Consider the following 12,942-nt stretch of genomic DNA (forward strand, 5'->3'; position numbering starts at 1 on the left):
GGCTGCTGTGTGTTTTTTCTACACCAGACATTGTTTTTTTAAGGAGAAGTCGCATAGATCACTTTACAATCATTCTTATTTAACAGCTTTAGCCCAATAAAAATAAAACATATTGCCTCAGCCACCGTGTGAGATGAGGCACAAAGAGAACACACTGAACCAGATTGATGAATACGCAGACTTACAGGGAAGATAAATCATGATGTACCCAAAAACGATTGCCAGCCTGCTGGCAGTCATGCTGTTCCCGGCGGTAACGGTTTATGCTGAAGACTCGGTAGAACTGGACCCCTCCAAACAAAGCAGTAAAGCCAAGAAAAATGAAGCACCGGTCAGCAGTATCGAGCTGGATAGCGTCGTGGTGCTTGGCAAAAAAGAGCAAGTCTCAGCCACTGATAAAGGCCTGGCTGGCTCGGTAGATGTCATTACGCGTCAAGAACTCGAGTACGAACACGTCACCGATACCCTGGAATTGTTTAGCAAAACACCAGGCGTGGTGCTGTCTCGCTTTAGTCAGGGCATTGTCAATACCGAAGTGTCTATCCGCGGTTTTAGTGGCGATGGCGAAACGCCCAATGCCAAAGTGCTGGTAGATGGCATTCCGTCCAATTTGTTCTCAGGTCTCAGTGAGCTGGATTACCTGTTCCCCACCAACATTCAGAGCGCCCAAGTATTTAAAGGCACCAGCGACGCTTCGACCGGCCTGTTTGCCACCGCAGGCAACTACAAGGTAGAAACTCGTAAAGACGTCGACAAGCAATTGCAATTTGGCTATGGCAGCTTTCAAACGCGCGAAATGCAAGGCTACTATGGTGAAAAACAAGGTGATTTCACCCAAAACTATGCGATTGGTTATCGCAAAGGCAATGGCTTCCGCGCCCATACCGAAAATGAAAAAATTGCCTTGTCCGGCCGTTGGCAGCTGGATTTCGAGCAGTCCAGCCTGGCATTGAGCGCCAAGTATGGCAAATACAACTCGCCTGAAGCACCGGGTTTTATGTCTAAAGAACAAGCGCGTGATGACCGCAGAGGCGTGGCGCCCAATGCACTCAACGATAGCGGTGAAAAAGAATTCAAGCATTTAAGCCTGCATTACGATTACTTTTTTAATAACGACCTTGATTTAAGCCTGAAAGCTTATTGGCAGAACTTTGGTCGTGAACGCAATGTACGTTTTTTTGGATCACCGGGCCTGGAACATCGCTTGGAAGACGAGACCTCGATTGGCTTTATGAGCAAGTTAAACTGGAAAATCAATCCCAGCTGGGCTTTTGAAACCGGCTACGATATTGAACGCCAGCATGTCGATGAATTCCGTCAACGCTTGACCACTATCCGGCGCAATGCCCAATACGACTTCACCGCACAAGGCATTTACGCCAAATTTGAAAACACGCCGCTGGACTGGTTACGCTGGAACCTGGCCTATCGGGTGGATTATTTGAACAGCGACCCTAGAAACCAGTTTGTGATTAATGGGAATACGCTCAGGACACGCATGCTGGATAACCAGACCATCGTACAACCCAAATTCAACTTGTTTGCCAACCTGAATGCGCAGCAAACTTTATTTGTAAATGCCGGGCGCAGTTTTCAAACACCCACTGGCGTTAACCTTAATCTCTATAGTACCAATGGCCCGACCAACGTAAAGGTTGCGATCAACGATGGCTGGGAATTAGGAATCAAGAGCCAGTGGCATCCTGATTTGAATACGCGTCTTTCTTATTGGCAACAAAAAGCTGAAAACGAATTTATTAATATTGACAACATTAACCAACTCATCGGTTCCACCCGCAGGCAAGGGATAGATGCCAGTTTTGACTATGCGTTAGACGAGCAATGGCACTTTTGGGGCAATGTGTCACGGGTAGAGGCCATTATCGTGAAACCGGATGCATTACATCCGCAATTCAAGGATAACTCGGTCCGCAGCATCCCCTCTTACACCGCCTCGCTGGGCTTGCAATATGCGCCCAATGCAAACTGGATTGCACGTGTTCACGTGGATAGCCAAGGCGACTACTACGTCAATGAGAGTAACCAGGGCGGAAAATACGGCGGCTATACGCTGACCAATGCCAATATTGACTATAAAACCAGCTGGGGACGCGTCAGCTTGTTAGCCAATAATATTTTTGATCGCTACTATGAGTATGTGTATGACTTTTCATCCACAGGTGCGACCAACCAGCTTAACTTCGCCCCAGGTACTGGCCGTAACTTTATGCTCACAGCAACGGTGGATTTTTTATGACTGCATTGCTATCGATTCAACAGCTCAGCCTGGGGTTTTCCAAGCGGAAAATTCTAAATCAGCTTGAGCTCAACTTACAGGCAGGTGAAGTCGTCTCTGTGCTGGGCAGCAATGGCGCCGGTAAATCAACGCTGCTGAAAAGTATTTTAGGCTTACATGACACGGCCGAACAAACAGGCAATATCCTGATTGCCGGTATTGATATCGCGCAGGACCGCCAGCGGGCGCTATCGCACCTTGCCTATGTGCCGGAGCAACCTGCCGTGTATGGACATCTCTCTGCGATAGCAAATATCCGTTACTTTTTAAGCCTGGCCAATATAGGTGAAGAAAAGGATATTAACAGCTGCCTGACCATGGCCGGCTTGCCGGAAACAGCCTGGCACCGGCCTTGCAGCGAATACTCCAAAGGCATGAAGCAAAAGGTGATGCTGGCGTTTGCACTTGCCAAACAGGCCACACTGCTGTTGCTCGATGAGCCTAATTCAGGGCTGGATCCACAGGCTACCGAAGACTTAAACCAGCTGATTGTGCAATGCAAAGAAAGTGGCATGGGCGTGCTGGTGGTCACGCATGATGTGTTGTCCGCCATTGGTTTTTCTGACCGCTTGCTGATGCTGACCAATGGGCAGTTGCAACCGGTAATGCTGGACCAGTCAGCACTGACACTGGATAGCCTGAAAAAACTGTATCAAGGGCAGGCATGAGCGCATTGATCTGGAAAATCGCCTGCAATGAATGGCGCAGGTTATGGCATGCGCGGGTTCCGGCATTGTTAATGATAGTGCTGGTGACATTATGGGGCATTGCCGCCCTTGCCGCCCATCACCACTGGCAAGATCATGCACAGACGGTAGCTAAGGTGACAGCGCGCAGCCAGCATGACTGGCAATCGCAACCCGACCGTCATCCACACCGGGTCTCGCATTTTGGCGATTTCGTCGCCAAGCCGGTCCATCCGCTCAGTGTGATCGAGCCCGGCATCCTCGACCAGTCTGGCCATCTGGTGTATCTAGAAGCACATCGCCTGAACAGTGCCAACTTCAACCCGGCGACTGAAGCCACTACGCTGGGCCGCTTTTCATTGATTACACCGGCCATGATCGTGCAATGGTGGATGCCACTGTTTTTGATCATGATTGCCTATGCCACCGTCACTGCCGATAAAATCACCGGCATCCTGGCTTTCATGCGCGGCAATGGCACCCCAGGCTGGGCGATTGCCGCCGGAAAATGGCTGGCACTGTTTTTACCATTGCTGCTCCTTTTGTGCCTGCAAGCACTGTTGACGCTGGCATGGAGCTGGCAGAGCGATCAGTTATTGGCCAGGCTGGCGCTCATGTTGCTGGCCCAAGCGCTTTACATTGCCGGCTGGTGCCTGCTGGTCGTCACCGTGTCCTGGTACAGCCGGCAACTGCATAGTGCCTTGCTGACGTTATTGCTGTGCTGGGTCTGTGTCTGCATCATTTTTCCGCGCGGGCTGGCGAATCTGGCCCAGATCGCCTATCCAACACAGCCTCGCGCAGAGGCTGAATACCATGCAGAAAGCAAGCTGCAAAGCATAGGTGACAGCCATAACCCTGACGATCCGCATTTTGCAGCATTTAAACAAAGCATTCTCGACCAGTATCATGTCAGCAGCGTTGAAGACCTGCCTGTCAACTACAATGGCCTGCTGATGCAGGAAGGCGAGCGCCTGACCACGGCCGTCTACCGCGAACAACAGGCATTGCATGACGCACAGCTGGCAAAACAGAATGAAAGTATCCGGCACTGGTTATGGCTCACACCGGCATTGGCGCTGCAATATATACAGATGGCGGCTAGCGGCAATGACCTGCCGCACCACCAGGCGTTTATCCGGCAGTCGGAAGCCCGGCGGTATCAATTAATCCAATATCTGAACCAGATCCACACTTACAAAGTGGATCAGCATGACGATAAGAACACGCGTGTTTCTGCCGACTTTTGGAAGAACGCGCCCCGTCCCCCAGTGAATCTGCCACCGATGGCAGTCAGCCACGCCAGTCTGACAGCTGCCTTTCTGGTGTTGATTGGCTGGCTGTTATTGCCTGGCTCCATGCTTGTTAGGGTTTCGCACCGACTATGAAACATGAATTCACTCTGCTGCTCAAGCAACGCAGCCTGACCCTATTGCTTTTGCTCAGCCTGGTACTGGTTAGTTTTAGCTTGTTAAACGGCTGGCAAAATATCCGTCATATCCAGTCCCAGATCCAGCATGCGCAACAGGAAGAGACCCTGCGCAAGCAGGACTTTATCCAGCACAACAGTCATGACGGGGCACTTGAGGCAGGAGAAGTCGGCTATTACCTGTTCCACAACGTCTATTACCGCCCTGGCGAATGGAGCTTTATTGCCCTGGGCAACCGGCTGGTGGTGCCGTACGTGCAACGGATACGTTTACTCGGTTTGCAAAGCCAGCTTTACGATGGTGAGTCACATCACCCTGAATATGTGATGCTGGGTACCTTTGACTATGCTTTTTTGCTGGTATTTTTTGCGCCCTTGCTCTGTATCGCCCTGATGCATGACCTGAAAGCCAGCGAGCAACAAGCGCAACGTTTACTGTTTTTGCATAGCCTGGTAAAAGAACCAGGTCATTTCTGGTTTAAACGGGTGTTATCCCGCTGGGTGCTTGTCACGCTTGTCTTCGTACTCCCGTTATTACTGTTTGCCGGGATGCACTCGCTTTCCTTGTCACCCCTGTTACAGGTTTTAACAATTACAGCCTTATATACGTTTTTATGGTCTGTATTGTGTAGTGCAGTCAGCCTGCGCAAACGAGCGCTCAACGCCAACTTCAATGCCATGTTGCTGAGCAGCATTTGGGTCATGTTATGCGTGGTCTTACCGAATCTTTGCCAGCTATGGCTGCACGCCCGTTATCCCTTGCAAGACGGTAGCCAGCTTGCCATGCAGCATCGGCAATTGGTACATGGCGCCTGGGATTTACCAAAAGAGGATACGCTGAAACCCTTCTATGCCTTGTATCCGCAATGGAAAGATACTCCGCCCGTCACAGGCCGCTTTCACTGGAAATGGTACTTTGCCTTTCAGCATATGGGCGACGTCCACTTGCAAGCACAAGTGGCTGCCCGGACACGAACCTTACAAATGAGGGCGGATGCCGCAACAAAAATCGGGCGGTGGTTACCCACGGTCTGGGCGCAAACACAACTGGAAGCGGTCGCATGCAGCGATATTAGCCATTTGCTAGTACACAGACTGCAGATAGAGAAGTTTCACACCCGCCTGCGTGAAGCCATCTACCCTTTTTTGTTTGAGGAGCGGGCACTACATCGCAAAGAGATTGAATCCATGCCAGTCTTTGACGCAAACGAGCCGTGCGCGCAAGGTGCGCATCCTGATGGCAACAGCTAAGGGGCCTTCACCACACCGATAGATAATGTGACTTCGCCCGCGCGTATCGGTGGCGTGGCATTTTGAATCAGGATGCGCCCGGCCACAGGCGCACGCAAAGTTTCAATCTTCTCGCCAAAATAATCCGTCACTTCACCTACGACCTGCCCTGCTGTCACCCAATCGCCAATGCTGGATTTGGCCGTAAACAAGCCGGTTTGCTGGCTGCGTATCTCAACCATTTTGCTGTAATAATGAATTGGCGAGGCTACCTTTGTCCTGTGTTGCGTGCTGACATCTATCGTTTCAGGCGCATCTATCATGCCCAAGCCACTCATGGCCTGTGCACAAGCTTGCGTGATCATGGCCACAAAAGCGGCATCGCGCTGTGCAAACTGGCCGACTTCCAGCGTCAATGCAGGCTTGCCCCTGGTCTGTGCCGTATTCGGATATGAGATGGAATGATCAGGATCATTGGGCCTGCCGTCATAGAGCACAATGTCTGGCAATCCTAAAAGATCAGCAAAATGCTGTGTTCTGGCATCCAGCGCTGGCACGTGCAACACCGGGGAATACACATGTGGCCATAAATGCTGGTTGGCACTGCCAGAATGGATGTCAATCAGGTAATCCGTTTTGCTGATGACTTGCGCCGTTAAAAAATCGGCGATCTGCTCAGTCAGGGTGCCCTGTGCGCTACCAGGAAACACCCGGTTCAGGTTTTTCTCATCGACTGGACTCAGTGCAATGCGACGTGCATGAAAACCTTCAAGATTCGCCAGATGAATTAGAATCAAGGTCCCTTTCAAGTGTTCAGGCTGTATCTGCTTGCGCAACTGCTGCAAGGCCAGTATCGAAGGAAATTCATCGCCATGGATACCTGCTGTCAGGGTCAATACCGGTCCTGAAGTTTGCCCATGAATCACCGTCACCGGAATCGCCGTTGACGACACGGCCATCATCCACGAAGAGACAGTGCCTGACGCAATCTGCTTGCCCGCCAACTCAAAGGCCTCCCTTGCATGCAAACTTCCCCAAGACATCAACAGCATGCAAAGCCAGCAGAAACGCATTTTTTCCTCCTCAATGATATGCAACATTGTTGCGGAATAAGGTGTATATGTAAAGCGTTAAACCAGCAGTGCGCTCGCCAACGGCGATGATTGAGCGAGTCATCGAATGGCTAAACGGATGAACTAAAGAAACTAATCGCTTACATGCCTTACTAAAAGATTGATGCACATGATTTAAACGCCTATGATCTGCTTTTTAATTCATGGCTTGTTGTTATACCGCTTTTTTAATGGAGTCCCGCATGCGTATACTGACCCTCTCCGCTCTTTTGATCTTGACCTTCAGCGAACCAGTTTTTGCGCGCAATATCAGCGTCGAACAATCTGAAGCCGCCAGTGCCCGCGATGCCGTAGGCGACGCCATGAGCAAACTCAGCGATATCGAGCAAAAAATTCAACGCCAGCAAGCCGTGCTGACGCAAGCACAAGAAACGCTTAAACAATATCAGGCGGAAAAAGCCCAGATTGAAAAAGACCTCGATGCCAAAAAAGCCATCTTTGAACAAAAGTCCAAAGCACTGGATGAAGCCTGGAAGCAACGCAACGACTACTGACCCAACGATCCAGCCACCCAAAAACCAGTCTAAGGACTGGTTTTTTATCACTCCATGCGTGCGCTTTGCTGTTTGCACGGCGTTTTAGGCAAATCCAATCCAGTTGACCTGCATCAATATACGGCCTGACTTGCCGACCTACAATGCATTCAAGTTCAATGCACTAATGGAGTGATCACAATGAAAAAAACCGCAATCAGTTTAATGTTGGCTGCTTTATTGCCAGCCCTCAATGCTCAGGCAGAACAAGGCGACTGGGTCGTCCGCCTGCGCGCCACCAATATCAGCCCGAACGAAAGTAGCGATCTGGGCAAATATGTAAACAAAAATATTGCGGCAGGCGCGATGTCTAGCGGTGCAGAATTAAAAGCGGACAGCAATACTATTCCTGAGCTGGATATCAGTTACTACTGGACCAAAAACATTGCGACAGAACTGATTCTGGCGCTGGGCTCCAAGCACGATGTCAGCATCACCAAAGACTCAGGCACTACCGTCACCAATCAATTACTGGGTAGCATTGATGCTTTACCGCCAACCTTAACCGCACAATGGCACTTTAACCCCGACCAAACCTTTGACCCCTATGTCGGCGCCGGTATTAACGCAACCTTTATGCTGGACCGCCGCCTCGACCTGCGTCAAGGCCCATTAGCAGGTCAAAAAATCAAAATTGACCGTGACAGCTTTGGTCCTGCCTTGCAGGCTGGTCTGGATGTTAACCTCAAGGATGGCTGGTTGCTGAACGCGGATGTGAAATACATCTGGATGAATACCACCGTAAAAATGCAAAACCCGCTCAATGGCAACGCCTGGACAAAAATTGATGACCTGGATATCGATCCATGGGTGATCAGCCTGGGTTTCGGCAAACGCTTCTAGTTAGGCGCATAACGTCTCTTCCCTGGGGCAAAGCATTAGCTCCATTCACCTCTGATACTCTCCCAGTGTCAGAGGTTTTTTTATCTGCGCCTGACTGAGCGTAGCCTAAAAACAAATGCTAAAAGTGAAACCTTGGCGCAAGGCCAGACAAATGTAACTGCTCCAGCAATTGCAAGCCGCGCTCACGCGCGCTGCGTTTACGCTGGCCAGTATACTTGGCAATGATCAGTTCATTTTTCATAGAATGCTCCCAGCCTACCAGCTCGGTCACGGTCACCTGATAGCCATGCGCTTCCAGCGCAAGGCAGCGCAGCACATTGGTCACCTGGCTGCCAAACTCACGCGTATGGATAGGATGACGCCACAACTCACTTAAAAAGGTTTTTGATAAGGCCTCAGCTTTATGTTGCCGTAGCACTTCAGCCACCTCCGCCTGACAACAAGGCACCAACACCATAAACTGTGCCTGCTTTTGCAAGCCAAATGCAATCGCATCATCGGTGGCGGTGTTGCAGGCATGCAAGGCCGTCACAATATCAACCTGTTCTGGCAGTTGCGCGGACTGCATGGCTTCTGCCACTGTCAAATGCTCAAACTGCATGCGGCTAAAGTCGCATGCTTGCGCCAGTTGACGCGACTTTTCAATCAATTCACCGCGGCTCTCAATGCCAATCACTTGGCCTGCCTGATGTTGTTTCAGCAACAAGTCATACAAAATAAAGCCCAGGTAAGATTTACCGGCGCCGTGATCAACCAAGACGGGCGAAGGCTGTTTTTCCATCACCGCCTGCATCAGCGGTTCGATAAAATTGACCAGATGATAGACCTGCTTAAGTTTGCGGCGGCTATCCTGATTGAGCTTACCGTCGCGGGTGAGGATATGTAAGGCCTGCAATAAGGGCAAGGATTGGCCAGGCCTGACCTCGGGGGGCAATAATGTTTGGACCATGTTGCGGACTACTTTAAAATGCTAATACGCCAGTTTAACAGCACAATTGTTTGACGGCACGTGAGTTTAAGCGCATGAGATGAACGGCATATGCCTAAGTGCGCCTGCTACAGTCTTTGAGTCCGATTTTAGCGGGAACTCTCAGGCTGGTTTTGCAATCATGTAAGAGACAGGGTGGTCAGTTTTATAAAAAACACCCGCCTTTGCAGCGCAACCGCTGCATTCAATCCGCTGCCACGCAGCGCTGTTGTTCAATCGAATCAGGGAGTAGTACCTATGCCGCAACAATCCATTCTTCAGGCACGCCGATATCTATCCTACACCGCGCCATCACAACCGTGGCGATGGTTGCAATGGGTCTTGTTACTGCTCCTGCTAACGACGCATCTGGCGCAAGCAGATACGGTATGGCTCAAAAACGGGGACAAAATCACCGGGACGCTAGGCGTCAAAATCTCAAACAAGCTCACCTTTAAAACCAGCTATGCAGACGAGATTAAAATCAACTGGGATGACATCCACAGTATTGATGCGGAAAAATCTATCCTGATGCAGCTATCAGATGGCAGTATCGTTACCGGACGTTTGATACACAGTACTGAGGGTCAGGTCATTCTGGATGAGGAAACGAATACACGGCTGGTGGACACTGAACTCGGCGAAATTCATTACATCAATCCGACCCTGGATCTGATTGGCGAAGGCTATGTCTGGACCGGGAACATGAGCCTGGGCGGTGCTTTTAACAACGGTAACAGTAAAAACCGCAACATGCAGTTTAATGGCGAGTCGATTTTGCGCGGCTTTGATACGCGCTATACCGTACAGGGCTACTACTATTGGGCTGCAGATAAAGATCGCCAGACTCAGAATAATGGGCGAGTCCGTGGTCAGTACGATCACTTTTTCACCAAAAAGTGGTATGGCTACTTGAACACGATTCAGGAAAAAGACCGCTTCCGCGACATTCGCTTGCGTAGCACCTACAGTGTGGGGACGGGTTACCAGTTTTTTGAAAGCGAAAAACGCAATCTTTCACTGGAAGGCGGTCTGTCATACATTACCCAGGATTATTACGAGGAAAGTAACGAGAATCATGCGGCCTTGCGTTGGGCGGTCAACTATAACCAATACCTGTTTGATTCATTTGTGCAAGCATTCCACCGGCATGAAGTCACTTACACGCCGAACTCGCCGTCACAAATCCTGCTTTACAGCTCTACCGGCTTGCGTTTTCCGTTTATTTTCGGCTTGAGTGCCTCTACACAAGTCGACTATAACTATGACAGCCGCCCTGTCGATGAACGGCGTAAAGGCGATACGCGCGCGCTGTTTACGCTGGGTTACAGCTGGAAGTAATCGCTAAAAAGACAATCGTATTTAGTGGCTGGCCGCTTAAATGTTAAAATACGCGCTTGATGGTGAGGTGCGCAGCTGATAACGGCATAGAGCTTCCTCACACAACCGGGTACGGCAAAGACATTGAACCCGTATTTTTTGAGTTAAGCATGGAGCAAAAATATGGCGATACAATGGTTTCCGGGGCACATGACTTCTGCCCGCAAAAAAGCAGAAGAGACACTGGAACACATTGATGTCGTCATTGAAGTACTGGACGCCCGCGTACCCGCCGCCAGCCACAACCCCATGATTGAGGAAATGCGTAATTTCCGCCAGCGCCCTAACCTCAAAATCCTCAACAAAGCCGATCTGGCTGATCCGAATGTGACGCAAGCCTGGTTGAATTACTTTAACAGCCAGCCCAATACCAAAGCGGTTGCCCTCTCCTGCAAAAAGCCCGGTGATGCAAAAAAAATCCCAGGTCTATGCCGCCAACTGGCCCCGCATCGCGGCACGCCGCTGAAACCCTTGCGCATGATGATCATGGGGATTCCCAACGTCGGCAAATCCACCTTGATGAATGCCCTGCTCAACCGGCGTGCAGCCAAGGTCGGCGATGAACCGGCCGTGACCAAAAGCCAGCAACGTTTCGAACTGAGCGACAGCCTCAACATCACGGATACGCCGGGCATGATGTGGCCCAAAATCGAACACGCCTCAGATGGGTATATGCTGGCCGCCAGCCATGCGATTGGCCGCAATGCAGTGATTGATGAGGATGTGGCTGAGTTTTTGGGCAATGTGTTGTTGAAGCAATATCCAGCGCTCATGAATACACGCTACAAGCTGGACGTGATGAAACTGAATGTGGCTGAAATAGATGGCATTGATTTGTTGCAAGCCATTGCCAAACGCAGAAGCTACAAACGCAATGATGGAGAGTGGGATATGGAGCGCACAGCCATGGCCTTGCTCACAGACTATCGAAGTGGCGCCATTGGCCGTGTCAGCTTGGAGTCCCCGCAAAGCCGAGCCGAAATGCTGGCACAAGCGGCTGAGCAACAAAGTAGTCCGGCTCAGGAAGAAATACCCGCCTCTGAATCAGACCAAGCGTAAAGTCTGCGTCAACGGCAGGAGCGCTCTGAAGTTAGGCAATCACGCTGGCATGCCGTTTCGCAGGTTTACCTTTCACTGGGGACTTATCAAGCAACTGCTCTATATTGCTCACAATACGGTTGCGGCCGTTTTGTTTGGCACGGTAGAGATTCTGGTCTGCCGCTGCAAACAAGGCATCAATCACATAGCCCATGGTTTCCGAACTCACTGCCCCCACACTGACCGTACATTTAATCGCCTGGGTCTCACGACTCATACTCTCCACACCGGCAATGCTCACGGGCGTCACCTCAATAATCCGGCGGATGCGCTCTGCCAGCACCATGGCTTCCTGCTCACCGGTGTTGGGCATCAGGATGCAGAACTCCTCGCCACCATAGCGCCCGATGACATCGCCGCCACGCAAGGCGGCACGTATGGTCTCGGCGCAAGACTTAAGCACCACATCGCCCACCAGGTGACCATACACATCATTCACCTTTTTAAAGTAATCCAGGTCGACAATCAGCATGCCCATGGGGAGCTGAATGCGTTGCGAAACCGCCTGCATGCGACTGGCGGCTTCTTGCAGGCCACGCCGATTCAGCACCCCGGTCAGGCCATCCAGCGTCGCAATCGCCTGCAAACCGGCCTGTGCCTTGACATGCATGATCAACAACAGCAAGCTCACCACCGCCGTGATGATCAGCATGAAAAAGGACACCAGATAAGCATGGATACTCCAGTCGCCAAAGCCATCGAGACTCGCCTGATCCGCCAGGCCAACCTTGACTGCGACAATGGCCAGGATCAAGCCAACCATGGCAAACAGACTACAACACAGCCAAAAGATATTGGCGACAAAATCTTTTCCATGTCCCACTAAACTGCGGCTGCCGTAGGCAAATATCCAGAGCAAAACGGCTAAATTACTCAGTAGCAGCCAGCGATTGGAAATATGCATGTTCAACATCACGGCATTGCAGGCCAGCAAGGTGGTAATCACGAGCAAGGTCCAATAGCGGTAAACGCGGTAGCCCCTGAACATACGTATCCCATTAACGAGCTGACTCAAGCCTTGTGCCACCAGAGTCACCGCCGCCGCAATATAGATACTTTGTGGTCCGATGATGAGGCTAGTTTGAGAAAAGAAATACACGGCCAGTCCACAGGCAAAAATGAGCAAGCCCCGCACCCAACCCATGATCAGGCGGCGCTGCTGATAGGCCCCAGAAATCATCAAGACCAGAACCAGCGTTAGGGTGAGTCCAATTGATGATAGAATGGCGCTATTGAGATCAAACACAGGGACGGACAAAGTTAGTTAACCTGAAGAAACATCATACTATGGTTACAGGACTATACCCATATAAATGAAAGGGTTGAATAGTCCATCTAGGCTAATAATTG

General features: G+C 50.7%; 11 protein-coding genes. 8 read left to right on the forward strand and 3 right to left on the reverse strand.

The genetic code is table 11. The features are described 5' to 3' along the window. Positions 1 to 199: 199 nt before the first annotated feature. Genes ACFQ1T_RS11220 through ACFQ1T_RS11235 form a run of 4 tightly spaced genes read left to right on the forward strand, consistent with a single transcriptional unit; the run spans position 200 to position 5,659 of the window. Positions 200 to 2,257 (forward strand): TonB-dependent receptor, encoded by a 2,058-nt coding sequence (locus tag ACFQ1T_RS11220; RefSeq protein WP_379076642.1) that lies wholly within the window; start codon positions 200 to 202, stop codon positions 2,255 to 2,257. Then, complete coding sequence (locus tag ACFQ1T_RS11225; RefSeq protein WP_379076645.1) at positions 2,254 to 2,964, forward strand: ABC transporter ATP-binding protein; 711 nt, start codon at positions 2,254 to 2,256, stop codon at positions 2,962 to 2,964. Before ACFQ1T_RS11220 ends, ACFQ1T_RS11225 begins: the two co-directional genes overlap by 4 nt. Then, on the forward strand, positions 2,961 to 4,367 hold the full coding sequence (locus tag ACFQ1T_RS11230) for a DUF3526 domain-containing protein (RefSeq protein ID WP_379076647.1): 1,407 nt from the start codon (positions 2,961 to 2,963) through the stop codon (positions 4,365 to 4,367). The genes ACFQ1T_RS11225 and ACFQ1T_RS11230 overlap by 4 nt, the downstream gene beginning before the upstream one ends. After that, entirely contained in the window at positions 4,364 to 5,659 is a 1,296-nt protein-coding gene (locus tag ACFQ1T_RS11235) for a DUF3526 domain-containing protein (protein WP_379076650.1), read from the forward strand. The genes ACFQ1T_RS11230 and ACFQ1T_RS11235 overlap by 4 nt, the downstream gene beginning before the upstream one ends. Here ACFQ1T_RS11235 and ACFQ1T_RS11240 read toward each other — a convergent pair. Then, a complete protein-coding gene (locus ACFQ1T_RS11240; protein ID WP_379076653.1) occupies positions 5,656 to 6,711 on the reverse strand; it encodes a M14 family metallopeptidase in 1,056 nt (351 codons plus the stop codon). The genes ACFQ1T_RS11235 and ACFQ1T_RS11240 overlap by 4 nt on opposite strands. A gap of 242 nt (positions 6,712 to 6,953) precedes the next feature. On the opposite strand from ACFQ1T_RS11240, the gene ACFQ1T_RS11245 reads away from it, so the two are divergent. Both ACFQ1T_RS11245 and ACFQ1T_RS11250 read left to right on the forward strand, forming a co-directional pair. Further along, complete coding sequence (locus ACFQ1T_RS11245) at positions 6,954 to 7,265, forward strand: hypothetical protein (RefSeq protein WP_379076656.1); 312 nt, start codon at positions 6,954 to 6,956, stop codon at positions 7,263 to 7,265. A 180-nt stretch (positions 7,266 to 7,445) separates the two neighbouring features. Continuing rightward, positions 7,446 to 8,147 (forward strand): OmpW/AlkL family protein, encoded by a 702-nt coding sequence (locus tag ACFQ1T_RS11250; protein ID WP_379076659.1) that lies wholly within the window; start codon positions 7,446 to 7,448, stop codon positions 8,145 to 8,147. Positions 8,148 to 8,265: 118 nt separating this feature from the next. Here ACFQ1T_RS11250 and ACFQ1T_RS11255 read toward each other — a convergent pair whose 3' ends face one another. After that, the gene (locus ACFQ1T_RS11255) at positions 8,266 to 9,096 is read right to left on the reverse strand and encodes a class I SAM-dependent methyltransferase (RefSeq protein WP_275354968.1); all 831 of its coding nucleotides are present in this window, start codon (positions 9,094 to 9,096) and stop codon (positions 8,266 to 8,268) included. A 360-nt stretch (positions 9,097 to 9,456) separates the two neighbouring features. Between ACFQ1T_RS11255 and ACFQ1T_RS11260 the strand changes: the two genes are divergently transcribed. After that, on the forward strand, positions 9,457 to 10,455 hold the full coding sequence (locus ACFQ1T_RS11260; protein WP_275354967.1) for a DUF481 domain-containing protein: 999 nt from the start codon (positions 9,457 to 9,459) through the stop codon (positions 10,453 to 10,455). A gap of 162 nt (positions 10,456 to 10,617) precedes the next feature. Further along, a complete protein-coding gene (ylqF, locus tag ACFQ1T_RS11265) occupies positions 10,618 to 11,553 on the forward strand; it encodes a ribosome biogenesis GTPase YlqF (RefSeq protein WP_379076662.1) in 936 nt (311 codons plus the stop codon). Positions 11,554 to 11,584: 31 nt separating this feature from the next. On the opposite strand, the gene ACFQ1T_RS11270 is transcribed toward ylqF, so the two are convergent. Beyond that, positions 11,585 to 12,772: a GGDEF domain-containing protein gene (locus ACFQ1T_RS11270; protein ID WP_313989282.1), complete on the reverse strand. Its 1,188-nt coding sequence runs from the start codon at positions 12,770 to 12,772 to the stop codon at positions 11,585 to 11,587. Positions 12,773 to 12,942 lie beyond the last annotated feature (170 nt).

The organism is Methylophilus glucosoxydans, assembly GCF_042676145.1.
GTDB lineage: Bacteria > Pseudomonadota > Gammaproteobacteria > Burkholderiales > Methylophilaceae > Methylophilus > Methylophilus glucosoxydans.

What these genes read in the sequence shown, in the direction of transcription:
- ACFQ1T_RS11220 (WP_379076642.1), top strand. Translation starts at nt 200, where the DNA reads ATGATGTACCCAAAAACGATTGCCAGCCTGCTGGCAGTCATGCTGTTC.
- ACFQ1T_RS11225 (WP_379076645.1), top strand. Translation starts at nt 2,254, where the DNA reads ATGACTGCATTGCTATCGATTCAACAGCTCAGCCTGGGGTTTTCCAAG.
- ACFQ1T_RS11230 (WP_379076647.1), top strand. Translation starts at nt 2,961, where the DNA reads ATGAGCGCATTGATCTGGAAAATCGCCTGCAATGAATGGCGCAGGTTA.
- ACFQ1T_RS11235 (WP_379076650.1), top strand. Translation starts at nt 4,364, where the DNA reads ATGAAACATGAATTCACTCTGCTGCTCAAGCAACGCAGCCTGACCCTA.
- ACFQ1T_RS11240 (WP_379076653.1), bottom strand. Translation starts at nt 6,711, where the DNA reads ATGCGTTTCTGCTGGCTTTGCATGCTGTTGATGTCTTGGGGAAGTTTG.
- ACFQ1T_RS11245 (WP_379076656.1), top strand. Translation starts at nt 6,954, where the DNA reads ATGCGTATACTGACCCTCTCCGCTCTTTTGATCTTGACCTTCAGCGAA.
- ACFQ1T_RS11250 (WP_379076659.1), top strand. Translation starts at nt 7,446, where the DNA reads ATGAAAAAAACCGCAATCAGTTTAATGTTGGCTGCTTTATTGCCAGCC.
- ACFQ1T_RS11255 (WP_275354968.1), bottom strand. Translation starts at nt 9,096, where the DNA reads ATGGTCCAAACATTATTGCCCCCCGAGGTCAGGCCTGGCCAATCCTTG.
- ylqF (WP_379076662.1), top strand. Translation starts at nt 10,618, where the DNA reads ATGGCGATACAATGGTTTCCGGGGCACATGACTTCTGCCCGCAAAAAA.
- ACFQ1T_RS11270 (WP_313989282.1), bottom strand. Translation starts at nt 12,772, where the DNA reads ATGATTTCTGGGGCCTATCAGCAGCGCCGCCTGATCATGGGTTGGGTG.